A 21,088-nucleotide genomic window follows, 5' to 3' on the forward strand; every position below is an offset into this window, starting at 1 on the left:
GCGGCGGCTCGTAGGGCGAGGCGCGCAGCGCCGAGTCATCCCTCCCTCGTATTATTAAGAGTTCGCATCCCGTCCGGGGCGCGATGCAGAGCGATTAGCCTTCCGACCTCGGCGCTGTCACATGGATCACCTGGTCATGCTCGAAGTAGACGGTGAAGTCCTCGTATAACCAGCGCGTGATCGGCGGTTCACCCACTGCCGGAGTGGTTTGCGCCGGCTCACCGAAGCGGCTTTTCACGCTCTCCATGCTCATGCCACGACTGGGACAGTCGCCAGTACAAGCCTGAATGTCGCTGAGTGATGGCTGTTCCAGGGTGTCGGCCATAACCTGCAGGCCCGGCAGAAAAAACAGCACTAGAATGATCGCTCTCATGACGCAAAGCTTCCGGTAAGGTATGAACCTCATTCTAGCATTATCAGCCTGCCACTGGCCGCCGGTCGCAGGCTTTGCGGAGCCGTTCACAAAAAGACCGCCCGCAGGCGGCCTTCAATAGTATAATGCCCGCAAGTGCGAGGCTTTAAGAAGTCAACTTTTCCAGCAGTTCCTTGTAAAGGTTTTTAGCCTCATCCTTTTCATTATGGGACATCTTCCTTTCAATGAACTCCAGTTTGCCTTCGGAGACATAACCGCCGGCCTCCTTGGCAACCAGGTACCAGGCCTGCGCCAGGGGTAGATTGGTCTCAACATCGTTGTCTTCGTCCGCATAAATAGCGGCGGCCTTGCTCATGGCAGGCACATGCTTTTGGTGGGCGGCACGTTCATACCATTTGACCGCTGCTTCTGCATCGCCATCGGTGCTCATGATTAATTCCGCAAGCTGGTACTGGGCAATGGCCAGATCCTCTTCAGCTGCGGCTGTGAACAACTCGCGCGCCCGCTCGACATCCTTTTCGACACCGTTTCCCTTCCAGTACCAGTAAGCCAGCTTGTTATGCGCCTCAAGATGACCGGCATCGACGGCCTCCTTCAGTGCTGCCACGGCTTTATCGGTCTCGTTGCTGCGGTCGTATTCACGCGCTTTTTCGAAAGCCTCTTCGCCCTTGTCAGCCAGCGCCAGCGACGGCAGCGCAATGCAGAGAACCAGCAGGTAAAACAGGAGCTTGATTTTTGGCATGATAATATCCTGAAAGTTGAATGTTGGTCCCTGTGACAAATTTTCACTTCCTGGGTTGCAGTTTCCATGTGCCAAAATAAAACCGCCGGCACGGGGCCGGCGGTTTTAATAGAGGAGGAGGAGAGGGTCTGGCTTTTACCAGCCGCTGTCACCCTCCGAATCCTCTTCATCCCAGCCGTCATCACCGCCGCCGGAATCACCACCGGCATGCGGAGTCTGGTAGCTGTCGCCAGAAGAGCTGTCTTCACCGCTCTTGTCGTCCCAGCCGTCGTCACCGGCCATGGCGGCACCGCCAAAGGTCAGACCGAGGATCGTCAGCAGAGTGGCAAAGAGATTCTTGAAATTCAGATTACGCATCGTAGTTACCTCCTAAAAGCGTTTTATTGCAGAGACGTTCAAGCCTGAATCAGGCAACGCCTGTTTTATTGCTGCAATTTTAATTATTCAAAAACGATGCCAACTCCGGATTTCAAAATTAATATATTTTTTATCAATAACTTATAAAGACAAAGGGCGGGGCAGCCGGGATTGTACGTATGTGTCTTTCAGGCACATGTATCCCGTTTGACGGCCTGACTGACATACTCTGACTCACTGGCGCCTTAACGTTCGTCCGATTCGACGTCGTCGTCTTCCCATTCCGACTCGTAGGTCTCTGTTCCGGTCGAAGGCCGGTCGTAGCCGTCATCCGGATAATCGGAGTAGCCACCCGAACCGTAATAACCGCCGCTATCGGAGCCATAGGAATCCGCATTGTCGAGCGATTCGAATTCAGGCTGTTCATCCGACCAGGCATCCTGCATCGACTTCTCGTCGATCTGGACGTCCTGGGCCGGCAGGCCGTTACTGATGAGGAGCAAGCCGCCGGCGACGGTGAGGCAAGACAGGGTCGATGGTGCTTTCATGGGCTATCTGAACATTGATTTAAAGACTGTATAGAACAGCAACAGATTTACAGGTTCCTAGTCAAGAGCCAGGGCCGCCGGCTGGCAGGCCCCTGCCTTTAACCACGACCGATCGGATACAATTTGCAGCATGTCGAATACACACACCAGCAGTTTTGACGCCAGCTGTCGCCGCTGCCCGCGCCTGAGCCGGTTTTTACAGGACGTGCGCAAGCAGCACCCGGACTATCACGCCGCCCCGGTGCCGCCATTCGGCGCGGCGCGGCCGCGGCTGTTGATCGTCGGGCTGGCGCCGGGCATGCACGGGGCCAATGCGACCGGCCGGCCATTCACGGGCGATTATGCCGGTATCCTGCTGTATGAATCATTATACAAGCTTGGTCTGAGCAACCGGCCGGAATCCGTCAGCGCCGACGACGGTCTGAAACTGAAAGGCTGCCGCATCACCAACGCGGTCAAGTGTTTGCCGCCGGGCAACAAGCCGACCGGTGACGAGATCAACTGCTGTAATGGCTTTCTGGCGAACGAACTGGCGGGATTACCGAAACGTACTGTCATTCTGGCACTCGGGCTGGTCGCGCATAACGCCGTTCTAAAGGCGCAGGGCGAACGCCAGTCAGCCTACAAATTTGCCCACGGCGCCAGCCACACAATGAGTGACGGCCGCCAACTGGTCGATTCGTATCACTGCAGCCGTTACAACACCCAGACACGGCGCCTGACCGAAAAGATGTTTCTCGATGTCCTCAGACAGGCACACGCTCTGAGCCAGCAGTAATGAGCACGACCGGCAACGACAAAACCTTCGACCACGCGAGCAAAGTGCGCGACATGACCTCGCGCTCCGGTGTCTATCGCATGCTCGATGCCGACGGCACGGTGCTGTACGTCGGCAAGGCGAAGAACCTGAAAAAGCGCGTTGCCAGCTATTTCACCAGCAAGGCGGACGAAAGCCCGCGCATACGCAGCATGGTGCGCCAGATCCATGACATCGAGGTCACGATCACGCGCAACGAGGCGGAAGCACTGGTGCTGGAAAACAACCTCATCAAGGAACTGCGGCCGCGCTACAACGTCCTGTTCCGCGATGACAAGAGCTATCCGTATATTCAGCTGAGCGAGCATGAGTATCCGCGCCTGAGTCTGTACCGCGGCTCACGCAAACAGAAAGGTCGCTACTTCGGTCCGTACCCGAGTGTCGGCGCAGTGCGCCGGACGTTGAACCTCATGCAGAAACTCTTTCAGATCCGCCAGTGCAGCGACAGCTTCTTCAGCAACCGCTCGCGGCCCTGCCTGCAGTACCAGATCAAGCGCTGTACCGCGCCCTGCGTCGGCTATATCAGTGCGGAAGACTACGCCCGCGATGTCAAACACGCGGTCATGTTCCTCGAGGGGCGCAACGAGGAAGTCATCGAGGCGCTGCGCCAGCCGATGCAGGAAGCCTCGGACCGGCTCGATTTCGAGCGTGCGGCACAGTACCGCGATCAGATACAGAACCTGCGCCAGGTACAGGAAGAGCATCACCGCAGCGATCCGGATGCGGACCTCGACGTGATCGCCTGTGCCCAGCGCGAGGGGCTGACCTGCGTACAGGTGTTTTTCGTACGCAACGGCACGAATATCGGCCATCGCTCGTATTTTCCCCAGCATGCCCGCGATGCCAGCGTTGACGATGTACTGGCGGCGTTCATACAGCAGTATTACCTGGCCAGCGACGTCGAGAAGGCGATTCCCGCCACGTTCCTGACCAGCGACGCGCCCGCCGACGAGGCCGTCCTCGAACAGGTGCTCGGCGAGCGCGCCGGGCGCAAGGTGCAGATCGTCACCCGGCCACGGGGCGAGCGCGCCCGCTGGCTGGAAATGGCCCAGGAAAACGCCGGCCTGGCATTGGCGCAGCAAACGGCCAAAGACCAGAACCTGCAGCGCCGGCTCGAGGATCTGCAAAAGGCGCTGGAACTGCCGGAGCCGCCGGAGCGCATGGAGTGCTTCGACATCAGTCATACCCAGGGCGAGGCGACCGTGGCCTCGTGCGTGGTTTTCGGGCCGCAAGGTCCGATCAAGAGCGATTACCGGCGTTTCAACATCAAGGACATCACCCCGGGCGACGACTACGCCGCCATGGCCCAGGCCATCCAGCGCCGTTATACCCGGGTCAAGAAAGAGGAGGGCCGGTTACCGGACGTGCTGCTGATAGACGGCGGCAAGGGCCAGGTGCAACAGGCACTGAATGTGCTGGAAGAACTGCAGGTGCCCGGCATGTACGTGCTCGGCGTGGCCAAGGGACCGGGCCGCCGGCCGGGGCTGGAAACGCTGATCCTGGAGGACGGCCAGGCCAGCAAGCACCTGTCGCCGGACTCGCCGGCGCTACACCTGATCCAGCATATCCGCGACGAGGCGCACCGTTTTGCCATCAGCGGCCACCGCGCGGCGCGCGGCAAGGCGCGTACGGTGTCGCAGCTCGAGCAGATCGAGGGGGTCGGCTCCCGCCGCCGCCAGGAGCTGATCCGTTACTTCGGTGGCCTGCAGGGGGTTGCCCGCGCCGGCGTGGAGGAACTGGCAAAAGTACCGGGCATTAACAAGAACCTGGCGCGGCGCATCTATGACTCGCTGCATGGCAGCGCCTAGCGCGCGTCTCGTGCGGACAGCCAATCTGGTAGGCTGTCAGACTCAGTCAAACCGACAATCAAGGGACGGCGGGTATCCGGTTCGACACGGCTGCCCGCGGCCATAACGACAATGAATACGATGAATATACCGAACACGCTGACCTTCCTGCGGATTGCCCTGATCCCGGTGTTCGTACTCGTCTTCTACGCACCGATTCCGTACCAGTATCCCATCGCCAGCGTGATTTTTATCATCGCGGCGCTGACCGACCTGCTGGACGGCTACCTGGCACGCCGTCTGGACCAGGTCTCGCCGCTGGGCGCCTTTCTCGATCCGGTCGCCGACAAGCTCATGGTCGCGGTGGTGCTGATCCTGCTCGTGCAGCGTGATCCGTCCGCCTGGATCGCGCTGCCGGCGGCGATTATTGTCGGTCGCGAGATCACCATCTCGGCGCTGCGCGAGTGGATGGCCGAACTCGGCGCCCGCAGCAAGGTGGCCGTGTCCGTTTTCGGCAAATTCAAGACCAGCGCACAGATGGTGGCGCTGGCGCTGCTGGTCTACCAGGTGCCGGCCTACGGCCTGCCGGTGTATGAAATCGGCGTGATACTGCTGTATATTGCCGCCATCCTGACGCTGGTTTCGATGTGCCAGTACCTCGCCTCAGCGTGGCCGAAGCTGATGGAAAAGTCCCGATAATTCGGCGGCTTATTTGCGTGACTGGTTGTTGACAGACGAGCCGCTATCGCTACAATATCGGCTCTCTACGCGGGAATAGCTCAGCTGGTAGAGCACAACCTTGCCAAGGTTGGGGTCGCGAGTTCGAATCTCGTTTCCCGCTCCAATTTCGATTGACGTGAAACCCCGGCTCACCGGGGTTTTCGTTTTTATAGGCAGTGCAGTTACAATCCCCCTCCTGATGGCTGGGTGGCAGAGTGGTTATGCAGCGGACTGCAAATCCGTGTACGCCGGTTCGATTCCGACCCCAGCCTCCATTTTACTGAAGTTTATCTGTATAGTTACGTTGCCTGATATGCCCGGGTGGCGAAATTGGTAGACGCAAGGGACTTAAATTAATTTGAGCACCCGTGAGGGAAACCCGCGGTGTGAATGGAGCCAAATTCGGGGAAGTCTCAGCTTCTGTTCTATACGAGATTTTGTACAGGATGGTGATAATCCCGAGCTAAGCCCCGTCTTCTGTTGTATCCATTATTGTCGATCACCGATCGAAGCTTGATTTATACCGATGCAGAAGACTGAGATGAATATTTAGGATCCACTGAATAAGTGCTTTCCTAAACAGATTCAGGGGAAAGTGTAGAGACTTGACGGTTCCTGCCTACTTTCCAATGCATGATTGGAACAGGGTAAAGAGAAAGTCCAGACTACAAATGCCTGCACGGCAGCAGTGAAAACTGTAGTAGTAAGAAAATCCCTCGGAGGCGACTCCGTGCCGGTTCGAGTCCGGCCCCGGGCACCAGTTAAGTATACAGAAAAATCCGCATAGGTCCACGAAACCCGCGCCACACAGGCATTTCAGGCCGCCTCTTTGTTCTCTTGAGTTCGCAATAATTCGCTTGCAACCGGGGTACATTGGGGGTACATTTGGGGGCATATCCTGAGAATTGGGGGTATAAATGCCCTGGGGGTACAAATCGTGGCCGGTAAACTGACCGACAAGGCTGTTCGCGGAGCCGGTCCACTCGACAGTTCCTATAAGCTGAGTGACGGCGGCGGGTTGTACCTGCTCGTTCATGCCAATGGATCAAAGTATTGGCGACTGAAGTATCGCTTCCACGGTAAAGAAAAGACCCTTGCCCTGGGGGTCTATCCTGATGTCAGTCTCGCCACTGCCCGAGAGGGCCGTGAGGAAGCCAAGAAACTGCTCAAGAATGGGCAGGATCCCAGCCAGCTCAAAAAGCAAGCCCGGCGCACTCAGCACGAGAATAGCAAGAATACACTGGAGGCGGTCGCTCGCCAGTGGCTTGATGTCCAGAGGGGCCAGTGGACAGAGGGGCATTTGGAGCGCGTCCGCGAATCCCTCGAGAAAGATATATTCCCGGATCTCGGGGAACGCCCCCTGACCGATATCACCCCGCCGGAATTGTTGATGGCGCTTCGCAAGATTGAAAAGCGGGGTGCCCTGGAAACCGCCCAGCGGGTCATGCAGCGTACCAGCGCGATCTTCCGTTATGGCATTGCCAGCGGCCTGTGCACTCAGAATCCCGCCTCAGAATTACGCGGCACCATAAAAACCAAGAAAGCTACCAACATGCCGGCGATGAGTGCCGCCGATCTTCCTGATTTTCTACGCAAGCTAGATGCCTACGAAGGCCGGCCGGAAACCAAATACGGTCTACAGTTGATCGTGCTTACGTTTGTCCGACCTGGTGAATTGCGCGCTGCCGAGTGGTCTGAATTTAATTTGAAAGATGCAGAATGGCGCATCCCGGCTGAACGCACAAAAATGAAAACCGAACATATCGTGCCATTGTCTGTTCAAGCCATGGAAGTGATTGAAGCCATGGAGCCGCTAACCGGTCGCAAGCGTTTTGTCTTCCCGAATCAATCCCGGCCGAAGTTGCCAATGTCAGAGAACACCCTGACTTATGCCTTATACAGAATGGGGTATCACTCGCGTGCAACGGCTCACGGTTTTCGTGCGACAGCTTCCACGATACTGAACGAACAAGGCTGGCCGCCCGACGTGATAGAACGCCAGTTGGCTCATGCTGAAAGGAACAAAGTACGAGCTGCGTACAACAGAGCGCAGTATCTGGCGGAGCGCAGAAAGATGATGCAGGCATGGGCAGATTATTTGGATGCAATAAAGCAGGGCGCCGAGATAGTACCCATTAGTGCAGGCAAATAATATTTGCTTGCAGTGAAAACTATTGAGGGCATTTTGATTAGCGGATAGCTTGTTTGCACGTTAACAAGACAACAGGTGCAAACAATGACTAACCGACTTATCAGGATGCCAGAGGTGTGCGAAAAAATTGGCATGGGGCGGACCGCTGTTTATGACCTTATGGAGCACAAAGGATTTCCGAGGCCAGTGCGACTGTCGTCACGGTATGTCGCCTGGTCTGAAGCGGAGGTTGATGAGTGGATCAACCAGCGCTTGGCGGAGCGCGACGATACGATTAACGCCTAATCCGTTTCCGGGGAAACGGATATGCCAAAAAAAGTCAGGGGGCTGCGTGGGGAGCAGTATGAACAAGCCAAGCATGAAGCGCTGCGCGGCGAGGCCATCCAGATTGGATCGGATGTGGCCAGAATGATGGACCAGGTGCTCGAATGCCTCGAGGCAAGCCCTGCAGCGAACGTGTACCAGGCCAACGGCCAGTTGGTCAGGATCGCCGAACAGCGAGAGCTGCGCCGGCAGTCCGCTGCAATAAAACGTCAGCAGATCACCAAGGTTGTGTCGCCGCATTCGCGGGATTCATTGCCAGAGGCATTGGCGCGCGCCGGCGTCCATTTTGAAAAATGGAACGCGAAAGAGAAAGAATACAAACCCACAATGCCACCGCGTGAGCTGATCTCTGCATTGCTGGCGGCGCAGAGTTACCCGAAGGTGCCGCCGCTGCAAGGCATCGTGGGTGCGCCCGTGATGCGCTCGGATGGCTCGATATTTGCAACACCAGGCTATGATCCCAACACGGCTTTATATTTTTTCGATGATGACGAGATCGCTTGGGAGTTACCAAACAAACCTGAGCTTGTTGATGCCAGGGCGGCAGTCTGGCGCATCATTGACATATTCGAGACCCTGCCATTCTCGACCGATGGTGACCGATCGGTATTCCTAGCTGCCTTAATGACGCCGTTCATCCGGCACCTGGTTGTCTCCGCGCCGCTGTTTGCCGTGAGTGCTTCGACCAGCGGGACCGGTAAGTCAATGATCTGCGATATCCCGTCACTCATTTTCACTGGTCAGCGTGCAGCCATGATGCCACCACCGGCGACGCATGAAGAAGCGGATAAGTTACTGTTTTCCGCTTTGCTGGCCAAGGATTCGATTGTAGTACTGGATAACGTGGATCATCCGCTCGAGTCCAATTCGCTGTGTACATATCTGACCTCTGGATCGCTCAAGCAACGTGTGCTGGGTAGTAACACCGAGGTCCATGCCAAGGCCGATCTCATTATGTTTGCCAACGGAAACAACTTGGCTCTGGTCGGAGACCTAAATAATAGGGCGCTATCTTGCGAGCTGAGTGTCGATACCGAGCGACCGGAGATGCGGTCATTCGATTTTGATCTCAGAGAGCGCGTACTCAATAACCGTGCGAACCTGGTGCGGGACATTCTGACCATATACAAGGCCTGGCATTTGAGCGGCTGCCCGACACCTAACGGCCTATCTGTGTTCGGACGCTTCGAACACTGGTCTCGGCTTGTACGTGAGCCGCTGGGCTGGGTGGGCTTGAATGATCCATTGGAGACGCGCACCCGCCTCATGATAGGTGACCCTGAGACAGAGAAGCTCGAGGCAATGTTAACCAGCTGGCACAACGTGTATGGCAGCGAGCGGATCAGTGTTGCTCAAATCCTGCGTGAGTTAGACACGGATATGGTGTCGCCCGAGATGCAGAACCTGGGAGATGCACTGCAGGACATAGCCGGGGATAAGGTCGGTCTCAATCGTCACCGGCTCGGAAAGTTCCTGGCGCGCAATCAGGGCCGTATTATCAATGGGTACAGAATCTTAAAGAAAGGTGTTTCAGGAAAAGTTTCACAGTGGTCAGTAGAGCTACAGGGGGTTTAGGGGGTTTTATGTATTTATTTCCTTCTACGCATGGAAAATGTCAGGATAAAGACATTTTATATATATAGAGGGAAATTGACCCCTGAAACCCCCTAAACCCCCAAACCAACCTGGGTAAGGAGAAGTGCAATGCACAATGACAACGATGAGTTTGAATTCGGTAAAAAGCCTGGTGATTTAATCATCGATTCAGGTAGCCCATATTTTACGCTCGAGCACGCAGCCAACATGATGCGACTCTTGGCTGCAGTAGAACCGGAACATATCAGCGATGGTAGGGCAGCAACGGCCTATAGCATGTTAGCTAATCACTGTGCCAAGGCTGTTGAATACGCGCACCATCAATTCAGGGAACAGGAGCGTAAGCCGGAGGCCGCCTAGCTAGCGGGTCCTTCTGGTCCTGCGCGCGCTGCGGTAATCGCGACCGCGGCATGTGTGTAGTCGGCGGGTACCGGGCATGGTGATCGCATGAATAGTGGTGAGATCAGTGATCGCGTTTCCGGGGAAACGTAAAGGATGCGGCCAGAAAAATGGGTCCATGCATACGTGATGCATAGCGGCGTTTGGAATTTGGCAGAAATGTACCGCCGGTGGACTCATCATTCGTTGCTGACACTAAACGCTTAAGCCACCAAGGTGGTTTCCATGGAAAAATCTAAACCGAACCCGAATGACGCCTTTTATAAAAAGGCTGAACAGGCTTTTCGTAGCCTTTTTGATACAGCTTGCACAAAACACGAACTGCACTTCGCTATGGCGCTTATGCCGGAAATGCGTGGTATGCAGGACGCCGGTTGGAATACGGCAGCTGAAACCCAGCATGCATTCGATGAGTATCTGGAATTTCTAAGCACACTCGAAGATGGAAGGATGAAGTGTCGTATCGCTTTAAGTTTCTATAGCCATATCTCTGAAGCGAGCGGCTTTTATGAAGTACCAAAAAATATGCTGCGAATAGCAGGTGGTCAAAGCCATGTATTGTGGCCATTTATGGAGCTTGTCCAATCGCATAAACAAACGGGCGCTCAGATTGCGCCAAACGCAAATAAAGTTCTGAAGGATCTCGCCGGACATGCTAAAGAGTTAGGTCTAAACGATCTCGCAGAAATATTTAGAGATGCCTTTGATCCAGATGTGCGGAATGCTTATGTTCATGCCGACTATGTCGTATGGAATGATGGGCTACGCCTTCCCAAGCGAAATGGTGGGTATGCCAGGAAGATCCCATGGGATGAGTTCACTATTATCTTCGATCGAGGCGTCAATTTTTTTCACATATTGCGCGAGATAATTAGTGAATATATTCGATCTTATGACCCACCGAAAACAATCAGAGCACGGCTACAACAAGAGCCGGAAGCAGACTGGACAATATACTATGATGCTAACTCCGGTGGTTTTGGAGTTACAAGTGGAAAGTATCCTAAGGATACCTGACAAGCGATTAGAGATGGACGCGGAAAGTTGCGCGACGTTCAAATCTATCGTTCCTTGTAGAACTCTTTGGTGATAAGAGACATGCAATTTGTTATTAATCTTAATATTCACATGGAGGCCAATTAAATGCACAAAAACAATGTCTCTCGCAGCCCGAAACCACGCAACAATTCATTAACGCCGATTGATAGCACTGATGCGCGACAGGTAGAAATAATTAAGGACGGTCACGAAGAGGCGCTTAGAAGGGAAGAACTATGGCGCAATAAAGGACTGACCATGCTTGCATCTGGTGACCCAGATGAACGATGGTTAGGAACCATGATGATAGGCCTCATTGATGATCATGTGGTCAATTACCGTTTTGGAAAAGATGGCAAGCGAACAGGAAAAAAGAGTAGCGATTTTGAACGGCTAATGTTCAAGTACATTTATCGATATCTCCCCGGACCTGGAGAGCACAGATTTACACTTAGGTATGCTAAGTCAGGCAGAAAGCAGGAAGAAAAAATAAGGGACTGCTATTTGAAATTGTTTTCCTATGGCTATTCAGAAAATGATATAGAGTTGATCATGCACTACATCAATGATGGCTACATTGATAAATTTTCTGATTTTGTAAATAAAGACTCTAGGTTGGTGGATATGTGTGATGAACTTTTTGAAATGGCCGAGACGAACGATAATCAATCACCCAAAAAAGCCCGTTCTATCAAGAAAAGGAAGGAACGGCTGATCGAAGAAGGCTTGTTATAATACTGAGTCCGTCGGTTTAATCAGGGGGATTTAAATGCCGCGGCTGACACGGATTCACCAGATCGCGATAGCGGCGACACTGCTCTACCTTTGCCTGTACGGCTTTGTATTTTATGACGCCAGCCCCCAGACCGTGGCCGATCGCGTGGCGCTATTCACCGGTTTTTTTACACCGCTGGCATTAATCTGGGTTGTTGCTGGTTTCTACCAGCAGCGCGAGGCAATCCGCGATACTAGGCGAGCACTGGAACTGTCCGAACGCGCTGAACGGGCTAGGCTGCGATCCGTACAACCTGTAATCGAAATGATAAAACCACCCGGTAGATATACCGATCACAAACTAGAGCTGAGAAACCACGGCGTGCCGGCAACACAGGTGGAAATCACTTGTTCGGAAACCGAGCAAATTCACAAGAAGGAATTATTTGGCTATCTTGAGCTCTGGGCCATCCCATGGCCTGACCTGTTCCCCGGCCATGAGGGCCCGCTGGTATTCCGCATCACCTATTTTGATGCGACCCACGCCCTGCAAACACAGGAATATGTCTACGAAAACGAGCAGTTCACCCGTCGCGGCTCGCTGCCACTCGACCCGCCCGATAAAGACAATCACTGAAATGACAGCGTGAGCTCCGAGGTCTGCTGAAGGTGACATTTATCGTTACGACCCTGCAGGCATAAGCAGGCCAACGCCATTTCCTCGTACTAGCCGTGCGCAGCTACAGTATCTCAGGGCGCTGTCACCCAAACCCCAACCATAATGCTTTATGCAAGGTAATAATATTATCTTGCATCTGTTGTTCTTTTCTTAATCCGCCATAAGGCGGAATATAGTAACCGTATCAGTAGTCATGAAATATTTGTGCTGCCCCGGAGGTTTAATACTTTATCCACGCTGGAGTTTCTCCGGGGTCAGCACATTTTTAAAAATTGGATATACTGGGAACAAACAGATTTATGGAGTTTTCGGGCAATCAACGCATATTAGCTTCGCTCACCAGTGAGCCCTGGCTGATACAGCGCAACTATCTCGACACGATAGTCAGCATCGCCCAGCGCCTGAACGACGTTCCGGAGTCTTTGCTGTCGCAGCTCAAGGAAAAGCAGCAGGCAAACGAAGCGGTGTTGAGCCGCATCGGCCGACCGCTGGTAGGCACTCACCGTGTCATTCTGCGTGACAACGCCGCGATTGTACCGGTGCGTGGTCCCATATTCCGCTACGCCAATCTGTTTACTGAGATCAGTGGCGCCACGTCGATACAGGTACTGGCTACGGATCTGCAGCAAGCCATCGAATCCCCCAGCGTTACACGCATCATCCTGGATATCGACTCGCCGGGCGGCCAGGTGACCGGCACCAGTGAATTTGCCGAACAGGTTCGCAACTCCGGAAAACCCATTGATGCCTATGTCAGCGGTACCGGTGCCTCTGCGGCTTACTGGATTGCCTCGGCAGCCGATCGCGTCATTGCGCGTGATACAGCCATTCTGGGGTCGATCGGTGTGGTCTCCCGTGTATTTCGTGATGAGGACAACGGCTCGATTAAGTTCATCTCCAGTCAGTCGCCCAGGAAACACGCCGATCCCGCGTCGGACTCTGGCCGCGACAGCTACCAAGCGATGGTCGACAGTCTCGCGCAGGTTTTCATCCAGACTGTCGCGACCTATCGCGGCGTGGATACCGAAACCGTTCTGGCCCGTTACGGGCAGGGTGCTTTACTTGTAGGGCAGCAAGCGGTCAATGCCGGTATGGCTGATGCACTCGGGTCGCTTGAATCCTTGGTTGCCGGCATCAGCAGCAAAAGTTCGAATTACAGGAAAGTGTCACAAGCCAGGATGATAGATAGTGCGCAGCAGGCCGATGCCAATGATGAAGTGGACAAACTGAATGACTGGCGATGGCTGGCAGCCGAGTGCAAACGTGAGGTTAAACAGGCTAAAGAGCGCGGCTATCCTCTGAGTTATGCTGCAGCAGCTGACCGTGTAGTCAAATCGTTATCAAGCAAGGATTGACCTTTATCTGAAACAACAATGCAGACAAGAGCGCCATTCATCATAAACCCGGTATACACGGCCATTGTGGTCGCTTACACCAATCAGCGTTATATCGCGGATCAGGTTCTGCCACGCGTCTATGTCGGCCGGCAGGATTTTGCCTATATCAAGATGAACCTGGAACAGCATTTTACAATTCCAACCACTTTTGTAGGTCGACGTAGCCGTACGAATGAGATCAGTTTCTCTGCCGATGAGGAAGTTGAGTCCACTGAGGATTATGGTCTTGAGGACCCTGTGCCCAATCGCGATATTGATAACGCACCGAAAAATCACGATCCATTGGCGAATAGCAGTGAATCGCTCATTGATATCGTTATGCAAGATCGCGAACAGAGGGTCGCTAATCTAGTATTTGATGCCGATAGTTATTCTGCATCCAACAGGATGACATTATCAGGTTCAGATCAATGGCATGATCCGGCATCCAGACCGATTGACATTATCATGGACGCGATGGACAGCATGATCATGCGACCCAATGTGCTGGTGCTGGGGCGCAAGTCATTCAGCGCTCTCATCCGGAATCCGCAGATCGTCAAGGCTTATCACGGCAATACGGGTGACACAGGTATCGCAACACGTGATTTTATAACCGAACTGTTTGAGCTGGATGAAGTGGTTGTTGGCGAGGCCAGGACCAATATCGCCAAAAAGGGACAGCCGGTGACCCTGGCGCGTCTCTGGGGGAACCATGCCAGCTTAACAGTAAGAGACAGACTGATCAGCTCACCACGAGATGGTCGCATTACTTTTGGTTTTACCGCCCAATTTGGCGAGCGTCTTGCAGGAGAACAGGAGGATCCCGATATAGGCCTGATGGGCGGGATCCGTCTGCGTGTTGGTGAAAGCCTCAAGGAGCTTATCACAGCCAAGGATCTTGGCTATTTCATCCAAAATGCGGCGGCCTAGTACACGTAGTTCATTTTGAAACGAGGACACGATCATGGGCATTACATCTAACGGCAATCAAACTGACACTATCAAGCTCAGCAATGAAGAGCTGGATGCGCGGGCTGAAGAATATAGAAAATCCCAAGACGAACAAGGATTTTTTGTAACATTCCATGAAGCCCGAGCAATTGTTATACGCGAGCATGCTAATTCGCTGCGCTCGCAGTCAGCAGCAGACTATAAAACCGAAAGGCGCAAGATTCACGCTGATGCACGCCAGCAGGCAAAAGCTATTTACCAACAGGCGCTTGAGTACAAAGGGCAGCAGGCCAACCTGGGCATCAATATCAGCATGGTCGATGCGGTTAATCACGTTCGCAAACAAATCGATCAGGATTGAGAGTGTGACCTGTCGGCTGAAACAGACCAGATTGATAGACAGGAATGAAATCACTGTGCCAGTTAGGCAAAACATGAATTCCACCGCTCTTTCCCCGTTCAGGCACGCGAGACTGCAAGTAGTCACGGGTAGTTATCGCACGTTTCCCCGGAAACGCTTCCGCCCTACCATTTTTCAACCCCGCCGATTCAATGAAATGCGCCGTGAGAGCAATCTGCGAGTGAGGGCCGGGCGCGATGAATCGGCGGGTTTCCGTTTCCCCGGAAACGGCTATAGGGGGCCAGAATGACCACGACCGTCATCGAAACCGCGATACGAGCGGATACCCAGCAGGCACGGCGCGAGACGCGGGCCTTCACGCGCCAGTTCCAGTCCGACTTCCAGCGCATGGCTGGCACCGCGCAGACCAGCGGCCAGCAGATCCAACAGGCCGCGCAGCGGCTTGGCCTTCGTTCCTACCGTGAAATCAACCAGGAAATCCGCCGGCTGCAGAACAGCTATCGCATTGCGGCCAATTCGAGCCAGCTGTCAGCGCGACAGCAGGTCATCGCCCAGCAGCGGCTGCGTGACGGTGTCCGTCAGCTGCGCCGCGAGCAATCCGGCTACAACCAGATTATCTCGGATGCCCGTAGTGGGCTGTTGGGCCTGGCTGCGGTTACTGCCGGCGTGGGCTTCGCACTCAGCCGCGCCGGCCGGCGGGCGTTGGAATTCAGCCAGGGCATGGCCGAGGTATCGACCCTGCTGCCACAGGCGGGAAACAATCTCAGAGAGCTGCGCCGGGGCGTGCGCGAGGTGAGCGTAGCGCTCGGCCAGGATGCCGTCCAATCGACCCAGGCGCTTTACAATATCATCTCGTCAGGCGTGCCAGAGGGCAACGCCATCGAGGTGCTCGAGCAATCCGCACGTGCTGCTGTGGCCGGCGTGACGGATACGAATACAGCCGCACGTGCCGGCCTGGCGGTACTGAATGCTTACGGCCGTGAGGTTGGCGACCTCGAGAGTATCTATGACGTTCTGTTCAGTACTGTTAAACAGGGTGTCACCACGCTGCCGGAGCTGGCGCAGAATCTCGGCCAGGTGCTGCCCATTGCCAGTGCCGCAGAGGTGCCGATAGAAGAATTAACGGCGGCAATTGCCGAGCTGACCAAGGCCGGCGTGAACACACCCCAGGCGACCACAGCACTGCGCGGGGCCATAACGGCCCTGCAGACGCCGACGGACAGCGCTGCCAAGGCCATGCGCGAGCTCGGCATCGAGTTTGATGGTCTGTTCGGCACACTGGACCAGATCGCCAATCTTGACCTTACCGCCCAACAGATCCGCGAGATTGTGCCTGAAACCGAGGCCCGCACGGCCGTGTTGGCATTGACGGACAACCTGGACGGGCTTAGGACCTCCCTAGAGGCGATGTTTGATGCGGCCGGCGCCACACAGAATGCCTATGGTCGCATCGAAGACACGCCGCAGCAGCGCATGGCCCGCTTCAAATCGACTGTAGACGATCTGCAGACCTCGTTAGGCGCACTGGCCGTCGATGGGGCGCTGCCTGTTGCTGAGGCCTTTGCAGACGTTCTGGAAGCTGTAGAGAATCTAAACCCGTCCATGCAGACCCTGCTGGGCGTTCTCGGTACCGCTGCAGCCGGCAAGCTGCTGTGGGTCGCTGGCCTGAGCAGCTTGACCCGGGCTGCATATACGGCCGCAGCAGGCGTGAACTTCCTCAGTCTCGCGATCAAGGGCGTCCCGCTTTTACTGCTGGGCTCATTGGCTGTAGAGGTCGGCACGAAAATAATGAATCACCGGCGCGAGGTGCAAAAGCTCGCCGATGAATATGAGCGCTTCAAGGAACAGGCGCAGCAGAACATTGACGATCTCGAGCAATACAAGGATGTGCAGATTTTGACCGAGACCCAGCTGCAAAGCCTGACTGATGCCGAGCGACGTGAATATGCCGAGCGGCTGCGCAATTCAGAGCGCTACTGGAAGCAGCAGCGTGAACTGACTTCACGTGAGGCGGAACGAGCCTCACGGACAAGGCTTGACCCTGTCCTGGGTCGCGAAATCATTGATAGAAACGAAGATCCAGATACGTTCGATCCGATCATGGGCCGATCTATCGAGCCACGCGAAGTGTGGTCTCCAGGTGACGAGGAACTCGAGGCAGCCCGGCAGGCGCGCGTCAGGGACAAGGCCTTGCGAGAGCTTGACGCCCAGCTGAAACAGCGTGAGGCGCTCCAGGAAGAGCACGCCGACAAGGTGCGACGCATCAAGGCCGATGAGAATAATGCGATTCGTCGCTCCCTGGCCGAACAGGTCAGTCTTTACAAAGACGCCCAGAAAGAACTACAGCGCGTAGTCGATGAAAGAGAGGCTATTGAGCAGGAATTCAGGGAGCTCACTGAACGTATCCGCAGTGGCGGCGACCAGGGCGCAGATACGCTCGATTTTATTGATATTGCTAGCATTCAAAATCAGGCTCAGCAGGCGCTGAATGCCGGCGAATTCGAGCGCTCCATACAACTTGCGCGCCGCGCCGGCGAGGGCCTCGAGGCCCTACAGCAGGCGGGTGATAGTAACAGGCTGGCGCTCTCCGGCGTGGCCGAGGCGATCAGGCGTATCGCAAACGATGCCGCGGCCGCCCGTGAGGAAGCGCAACAGGCGGAAGTCGACCAGATACAAACCACCATCAATGAACTGGTCGAGCGTTTCAAGGCACTTCAAACCATTGAAATTGGCTTTGACGAGGACAATGCCAGGCAGCGGGCGGATAACATCCTCAAGGCCATTCAGGAACAGCTGAACCAGTCGCCAGTGCAGATCCCGGTAGAGATCACGTCTCCCGATGCGCCGAAGCTGAGTGTCGCTGATGAGCTGCTACGCCGGGTCGAGGGCCGCGCCGGCGGCGGCATGCTCAAGGGCCCGGGCACCGATACGAGCGACAGTTTACTGATTGCCGCCAGCAACAATGAATACGTTTTGCGGGCTGCAGCCGTAAAGCGTTTAATGAGCCAGTACGGCCGCGGATTTCTGGATCAGCTGAACGCCACTGGTCGCATTCCTGGCTTTGCCTCCGGTGGACTGATCAGCCAGATAGACATACCGAGCCTGTCGCACGAAGCGATGTCCGCCGCCGGTGGCAGTAACGAAACACCAATCAATCTATATTGGCCAGATGGCAGAAGCACGCAGGTCAAGGCAGACAAAAACGCCGCCCGTGAAATTCGGGAAGTCTTTGGCAAGGCCGCCCTGCAGGCCGGAAAGGGGAATTAATATGGGAAAATATGATCATCTGAGCTTGGACGAGCTCATTAAGAAGGCAAGAGCAGTAATACCCATTAACCATGTGGAGCGGTTAATTAAACTGAGCCAAGAGCGACGTGTTAATTTTATAGAAAAGCAGGGTCTGCAATGCGCTGCTTGCCAACAAGAAAAAGAGCCTGACGGGCTCGTTTATTTCTTTTTTGATATCAGTGATCAAATTAATCAGGATGCCAACCGGCAGTATCCGATTGGTTTCAAGAGTCCGCCGAAAGGATGGCACTTCACTTTTTGGGTGTGCGAGAAATGCCGGGTCCAGCATGTCCGCAATCCATTTGAAGTAAGGCTCGCGTGCATGGACTTTTATTGCTTAAAACTTACGGGAAGAGGGATTTTTGACAGCGACAACCAAGTTATGATGTAAGAAGCCATAGGCAGTGTCCGAAATATAAACCACCATATGGAGTGAGCTATGAGTAAAACAGAACAATGCCTGATGAAGCTAAGGCATAACGGCAAAGTGTACAACATCGGTGATCCGGCACCGTCTGCATCCAATGCAGATCTGGAAGCCTGGCGCGCCGCTGGCGTGATTGGTCATGCAGCTGACAAGCCCAAGGCGGGGCAGGCGTCTGATTCCGCTGAGGATGACAGCAATTAGCTATTCAGAGCTCTCATCATCGGATGGCTGAGTTAATGCGCTCCTAGCATCGTCGGGAACCTCTTCTAGCACTGATTCGTTTTTCTCAGATGATGATCATTTCGCGTAACTGGCGCACAGTGATCGTTACAATAACGAAGAAGTCGAACTGCAGCGTTTGCCTGTAGATCTAGGTGTTTAATGCATGTCACGTTTTATGTGACGGCCTGGTTATATAGCCGCTACTTCAGAAAGTCCTCCAAACGCGGCGGCGGATCCTCGGTGTTTGTAATTAAGGTCTGCGACCACAGGATAGAGGTTTCATAGAAGCTCCGGCAGACTTTCTCGCCTCCCTGATCGAACCAATGGGTTGCTTCGGGAAGAAGTTCAAATGATACAGGGTAGCGAGCAAAGGGATTATGGAAAACCTCTAGCTCGGCTGACCAAGGTTCGTAGCGTTGCGGCCAAAGCTCCCGATATTCTTCGCTTGTTATGTCTAGGCAGAAGGGAGCCCCTCTCAGGGCGCCCGGCGTCCGGTCGAAAAAATTGCCCATCCGTGTATAACGAAGACCCTTAGGGGCTCCTTGTCCGGACACTGCTACTCTATTGAGTTTTCCAATGGAACAGGCATTCGTGAAAATTACAGCAGATAATTCGGCCTGGCGCCCATCAGTAAACAAGCCGGCCGGAAATGATGAGTCACCGATCAATTGTGCTGCGGCTATCCTTTCAACTTGATTGCGCCCATTAATTTCTACCTCCCGCCAGCCCTCTCCATAGAGGTAGCCGATCAAGGCCTCACGGCTCCACAACATCGATGCCGGTGCTTGGAAATCTGCGATCGCGATCATGAATGGATGGCCCGTTACATGCGGAAGCTGCTCATAGTGCCGGCCGAGCTTATTTCCGAGAGTCTTTGCAAAACGCTCTGCGGCCGACCCGAAAAAGATTTCCTCTCGATCAGCCGGTGCAGCGCTACGAGGTGTATTGACATGATTGTAAGCTACTGGCGGATTGGCCGTTACGGCCTCTACCCAGGCGACCCCTCCAAGCCTGTTTTCAATACGGAAGTCTGGAGACTCATGGGGTTGCGTTACACGTAACCCTTGCTCCCGAAACGCCGCCAACAACTGCGCTTCCCACAGCCGCGTATGAAAATTATTTGTCTGGCAATCACTGGCCCAGTTCTGATCGGGCTTAGGGAGCGCGAGATAGAGTTGGTTAAGTGTCCACGCTGCTGGGTGATGCGACAAAGATGTGAGCGTCGCAAACACCTCGCTGGGTTGCCTCCCCTGCAGATCGTAAAGTGCCGCCCGCTGGGTGACACCAGGAGGCACAGATTCGGGTTGTTCCCCTTCCTTTAAAAGTGGCTGCAATAGCGAGAGGGCCTCTTCTCGTGCGACAAAATCATTGCGCTCAGCAATTACCGTCCAAACGTGATCCGTGCGCCGTCTTATAACAATCAATCCAAATGATCGATCGTTTATATTCTGGGTTAGGATCCCGCACGAAAGCCCATCAAAGCTTTGCCAGGCGCCGACAGGTGGTTGCTCTCCAAAACTGTGACCTCTCGGCAACGACAATGCGTAGATATCGAATTCCCATTGCGACAGCGGCTTCATATCGTCAACTATTGTTGGGTCAGTCCCTGTCATTGGGCGCGTGTGACTCCTTATTGTCGATCATCGCAAGAATCAACTGCGCTGCCCTCTGGTAGGTCCGTAATTGGATTGATACCTGAGTAATACAGAATGCCCATGGCGCGGATGTAAGTCTAATAGCCGTGCTGCGGTGCAAGATATTATACTGAGATTTACAGGACTTAATGGCATATGCACTTTACGCCGAAAGAACCCGTATCCGAATCAGTCGGTTATGCCGTGGCCCTGTCATCGTGTAAAGTTGCTGGCCCGCAATTCAGGCGGTGTGGCAAGCTGGCATTGAGAGTGGATGTTTCCGGGGAAACGCCCAGAGAAGGGGAGAGCCAGCAATGGCAGCCGATCAACAGTCGCTATTTTTAATCATCTTCGCCATTAACCTAGTGGTCGCCGTGTTCGTATTGATGGCACTGTATGCCGCCCAGAAATGGGCGCATCAGACGTACAGGCAGGTCAAACGGATAGCAGATGCCCTGGAGCCTGAGCTGAGGGAGGCGCGCAACCTGCGCAATGCCAGCCAGCCGGCATCAGCCAAGCGCCACAGTTCGCAGAATATCCGTGATGCCTATATCAACGACAGCACGGATTGACCGTTGTG

General features: G+C 54.4%; 22 protein-coding genes and 2 tRNA genes. 19 read left to right on the forward strand and 5 right to left on the reverse strand.

Features of this window, described 5'->3' with window-relative positions; genetic code table 11:
- Positions 1 to 94 precede the first annotated feature (94 nt).
- The 4 genes from J2T55_RS03875 to J2T55_RS03890 form a co-directional block, all read right to left on the reverse strand.
- A complete protein-coding gene (locus tag J2T55_RS03875) occupies positions 95 to 373 on the reverse strand; it encodes a hypothetical protein (protein ID WP_259054367.1) in 279 nt (92 codons plus the stop codon).
- Between the two features lie 145 nt (positions 374 to 518).
- Entirely contained in the window at positions 519 to 1,115 is a 597-nt protein-coding gene (locus J2T55_RS03880) for a tetratricopeptide repeat protein (RefSeq protein WP_259054368.1), read from the reverse strand.
- A 135-nt stretch (positions 1,116 to 1,250) separates the two neighbouring features.
- Entirely contained in the window at positions 1,251 to 1,472 is a 222-nt protein-coding gene (locus J2T55_RS03885; RefSeq protein WP_259054369.1) for a hypothetical protein, read from the reverse strand.
- A gap of 245 nt (positions 1,473 to 1,717) precedes the next feature.
- Positions 1,718 to 2,020, reverse strand: coding sequence for a hypothetical protein (locus J2T55_RS03890; protein ID WP_259054370.1), 303 nt, complete (start codon positions 2,018 to 2,020; stop codon positions 1,718 to 1,720).
- A 130-nt stretch (positions 2,021 to 2,150) separates the two neighbouring features.
- On the opposite strand from J2T55_RS03890, the gene J2T55_RS03895 reads away from it, so the two are divergent.
- The 18 genes from J2T55_RS03895 to J2T55_RS03980 all read left to right on the forward strand — a co-directional run bounded on the left by J2T55_RS03895 (position 2,151) and on the right by J2T55_RS03980 (position 18,853).
- A complete protein-coding gene (locus tag J2T55_RS03895; protein WP_259054371.1) occupies positions 2,151 to 2,798 on the forward strand; it encodes a uracil-DNA glycosylase in 648 nt (215 codons plus the stop codon).
- On the forward strand, positions 2,798 to 4,645 hold the full coding sequence (gene uvrC / locus J2T55_RS03900; RefSeq protein ID WP_259054373.1) for an excinuclease ABC subunit UvrC: 1,848 nt from the start codon (positions 2,798 to 2,800) through the stop codon (positions 4,643 to 4,645). Before J2T55_RS03895 ends, uvrC begins: the two co-directional genes overlap by 1 nt.
- A gap of 120 nt (positions 4,646 to 4,765) precedes the next feature.
- Positions 4,766 to 5,323, forward strand: coding sequence for a CDP-diacylglycerol--glycerol-3-phosphate 3-phosphatidyltransferase (gene pgsA, locus J2T55_RS03905; protein ID WP_259054432.1), 558 nt, complete (start codon positions 4,766 to 4,768; stop codon positions 5,321 to 5,323).
- A gap of 69 nt (positions 5,324 to 5,392) precedes the next feature.
- Positions 5,393 to 5,468: transfer RNA gene (locus J2T55_RS03910), tRNA-Gly, on the forward strand.
- 77 nt (positions 5,469 to 5,545) lie between these two features.
- Positions 5,546 to 5,619, forward strand: a tRNA-Cys gene (locus J2T55_RS03915).
- A gap of 662 nt (positions 5,620 to 6,281) precedes the next feature.
- On the forward strand, positions 6,282 to 7,496 hold the full coding sequence (locus J2T55_RS03920; protein WP_259054374.1) for a tyrosine-type recombinase/integrase: 1,215 nt from the start codon (positions 6,282 to 6,284) through the stop codon (positions 7,494 to 7,496).
- Positions 7,497 to 7,601: 105 nt separating this feature from the next.
- Complete coding sequence (locus tag J2T55_RS03925) at positions 7,602 to 7,781, forward strand: helix-turn-helix transcriptional regulator (RefSeq protein ID WP_259054433.1); 180 nt, start codon at positions 7,602 to 7,604, stop codon at positions 7,779 to 7,781.
- Positions 7,782 to 7,802: 21 nt separating this feature from the next.
- On the forward strand, positions 7,803 to 9,395 hold the full coding sequence (locus tag J2T55_RS03930; protein WP_259054375.1) for a hypothetical protein: 1,593 nt from the start codon (positions 7,803 to 7,805) through the stop codon (positions 9,393 to 9,395).
- A gap of 129 nt (positions 9,396 to 9,524) precedes the next feature.
- Positions 9,525 to 9,776 (forward strand): hypothetical protein, encoded by a 252-nt coding sequence (locus J2T55_RS03935; protein ID WP_259054376.1) that lies wholly within the window; start codon positions 9,525 to 9,527, stop codon positions 9,774 to 9,776.
- A 264-nt stretch (positions 9,777 to 10,040) separates the two neighbouring features.
- On the forward strand, positions 10,041 to 10,832 hold the full coding sequence (locus tag J2T55_RS03940) for a hypothetical protein (RefSeq protein WP_259054377.1): 792 nt from the start codon (positions 10,041 to 10,043) through the stop codon (positions 10,830 to 10,832).
- Positions 10,833 to 10,958: 126 nt separating this feature from the next.
- Positions 10,959 to 11,588: a hypothetical protein gene (locus J2T55_RS03945; protein WP_259054378.1), complete on the forward strand. Its 630-nt coding sequence runs from the start codon at positions 10,959 to 10,961 to the stop codon at positions 11,586 to 11,588.
- A gap of 34 nt (positions 11,589 to 11,622) precedes the next feature.
- Positions 11,623 to 12,204, forward strand: coding sequence for a hypothetical protein (locus tag J2T55_RS03950; protein ID WP_259054379.1), 582 nt, complete (start codon positions 11,623 to 11,625; stop codon positions 12,202 to 12,204).
- A gap of 341 nt (positions 12,205 to 12,545) precedes the next feature.
- Complete coding sequence (locus J2T55_RS03955) at positions 12,546 to 13,601, forward strand: S49 family peptidase (protein ID WP_259054380.1); 1,056 nt, start codon at positions 12,546 to 12,548, stop codon at positions 13,599 to 13,601.
- 18 nt (positions 13,602 to 13,619) lie between these two features.
- Positions 13,620 to 14,555: a major capsid protein gene (locus J2T55_RS03960; protein WP_259054381.1), complete on the forward strand. Its 936-nt coding sequence runs from the start codon at positions 13,620 to 13,622 to the stop codon at positions 14,553 to 14,555.
- A 34-nt stretch (positions 14,556 to 14,589) separates the two neighbouring features.
- A complete protein-coding gene (locus J2T55_RS03965; protein WP_259054382.1) occupies positions 14,590 to 14,937 on the forward strand; it encodes a hypothetical protein in 348 nt (115 codons plus the stop codon).
- Between the two features lie 285 nt (positions 14,938 to 15,222).
- The gene (locus J2T55_RS03970; RefSeq protein ID WP_259054383.1) at positions 15,223 to 18,204 is read left to right on the forward strand and encodes a phage tail tape measure protein; all 2,982 of its coding nucleotides are present in this window, start codon (positions 15,223 to 15,225) and stop codon (positions 18,202 to 18,204) included.
- A gap of 1 nt (position 18,205) precedes the next feature.
- Positions 18,206 to 18,616, forward strand: a complete 411-nt coding sequence (locus J2T55_RS03975) for a hypothetical protein (protein WP_259054384.1) — start codon at positions 18,206 to 18,208, stop codon at positions 18,614 to 18,616.
- Positions 18,617 to 18,664: 48 nt separating this feature from the next.
- Complete coding sequence (locus J2T55_RS03980; protein WP_259054385.1) at positions 18,665 to 18,853, forward strand: hypothetical protein; 189 nt, start codon at positions 18,665 to 18,667, stop codon at positions 18,851 to 18,853.
- A gap of 221 nt (positions 18,854 to 19,074) precedes the next feature.
- On the opposite strand, the gene J2T55_RS03985 is transcribed toward J2T55_RS03980, so the two are convergent.
- A complete protein-coding gene (locus J2T55_RS03985) occupies positions 19,075 to 20,487 on the reverse strand; it encodes a hypothetical protein (RefSeq protein ID WP_259054386.1) in 1,413 nt (470 codons plus the stop codon).
- Between the two features lie 335 nt (positions 20,488 to 20,822).
- Between J2T55_RS03985 and J2T55_RS03990 the strand changes: the two genes are divergently transcribed.
- Positions 20,823 to 21,080: a hypothetical protein gene (locus tag J2T55_RS03990; RefSeq protein ID WP_259054387.1), complete on the forward strand. Its 258-nt coding sequence runs from the start codon at positions 20,823 to 20,825 to the stop codon at positions 21,078 to 21,080.
- Positions 21,081 to 21,088 lie beyond the last annotated feature (8 nt).

Origin of the sequence: Methylohalomonas lacus, assembly GCF_024808875.1 — a bacterium.
Classification (GTDB): domain Bacteria; phylum Pseudomonadota; class Gammaproteobacteria; order Methylohalomonadales; family Methylohalomonadaceae; genus Methylohalomonas; species Methylohalomonas lacus.

Bases quoted from the DNA above. Each gene is read 5' to 3' on its own strand.
- J2T55_RS03875 (WP_259054367.1), bottom strand. From the start codon at position 373: ATGAGAGCGATCATTCTAGTGCTGTTTTTTCTGCCGGGCCTGCAGGTT.
- J2T55_RS03880 (WP_259054368.1), bottom strand. From the start codon at position 1,115: ATGCCAAAAATCAAGCTCCTGTTTTACCTGCTGGTTCTCTGCATTGCG.
- J2T55_RS03885 (WP_259054369.1), bottom strand. From the start codon at position 1,472: ATGCGTAATCTGAATTTCAAGAATCTCTTTGCCACTCTGCTGACGATC.
- J2T55_RS03890 (WP_259054370.1), bottom strand. From the start codon at position 2,020: ATGAAAGCACCATCGACCCTGTCTTGCCTCACCGTCGCCGGCGGCTTG.
- J2T55_RS03895 (WP_259054371.1), top strand. From the start codon at position 2,151: ATGTCGAATACACACACCAGCAGTTTTGACGCCAGCTGTCGCCGCTGC.
- uvrC (WP_259054373.1), top strand. From the start codon at position 2,798: ATGAGCACGACCGGCAACGACAAAACCTTCGACCACGCGAGCAAAGTG.
- pgsA (WP_259054432.1), top strand. From the start codon at position 4,766: ATGAATATACCGAACACGCTGACCTTCCTGCGGATTGCCCTGATCCCG.
- J2T55_RS03925 (WP_259054433.1), top strand. From the start codon at position 7,602: ATGCCAGAGGTGTGCGAAAAAATTGGCATGGGGCGGACCGCTGTTTAT.
- J2T55_RS03930 (WP_259054375.1), top strand. From the start codon at position 7,803: ATGCCAAAAAAAGTCAGGGGGCTGCGTGGGGAGCAGTATGAACAAGCC.
- J2T55_RS03935 (WP_259054376.1), top strand. From the start codon at position 9,525: ATGCACAATGACAACGATGAGTTTGAATTCGGTAAAAAGCCTGGTGAT.
- J2T55_RS03940 (WP_259054377.1), top strand. From the start codon at position 10,041: ATGGAAAAATCTAAACCGAACCCGAATGACGCCTTTTATAAAAAGGCT.
- J2T55_RS03945 (WP_259054378.1), top strand. From the start codon at position 10,959: ATGCACAAAAACAATGTCTCTCGCAGCCCGAAACCACGCAACAATTCA.
- J2T55_RS03950 (WP_259054379.1), top strand. From the start codon at position 11,623: ATGCCGCGGCTGACACGGATTCACCAGATCGCGATAGCGGCGACACTG.
- J2T55_RS03955 (WP_259054380.1), top strand. From the start codon at position 12,546: ATGGAGTTTTCGGGCAATCAACGCATATTAGCTTCGCTCACCAGTGAG.
- J2T55_RS03960 (WP_259054381.1), top strand. From the start codon at position 13,620: ATGCAGACAAGAGCGCCATTCATCATAAACCCGGTATACACGGCCATT.
- J2T55_RS03965 (WP_259054382.1), top strand. From the start codon at position 14,590: ATGGGCATTACATCTAACGGCAATCAAACTGACACTATCAAGCTCAGC.
- J2T55_RS03970 (WP_259054383.1), top strand. From the start codon at position 15,223: ATGACCACGACCGTCATCGAAACCGCGATACGAGCGGATACCCAGCAG.
- J2T55_RS03975 (WP_259054384.1), top strand. From the start codon at position 18,206: ATGGGAAAATATGATCATCTGAGCTTGGACGAGCTCATTAAGAAGGCA.
- J2T55_RS03980 (WP_259054385.1), top strand. From the start codon at position 18,665: ATGAGTAAAACAGAACAATGCCTGATGAAGCTAAGGCATAACGGCAAA.
- J2T55_RS03985 (WP_259054386.1), bottom strand. From the start codon at position 20,487: ATGACAGGGACTGACCCAACAATAGTTGACGATATGAAGCCGCTGTCG.
- J2T55_RS03990 (WP_259054387.1), top strand. From the start codon at position 20,823: ATGGCAGCCGATCAACAGTCGCTATTTTTAATCATCTTCGCCATTAAC.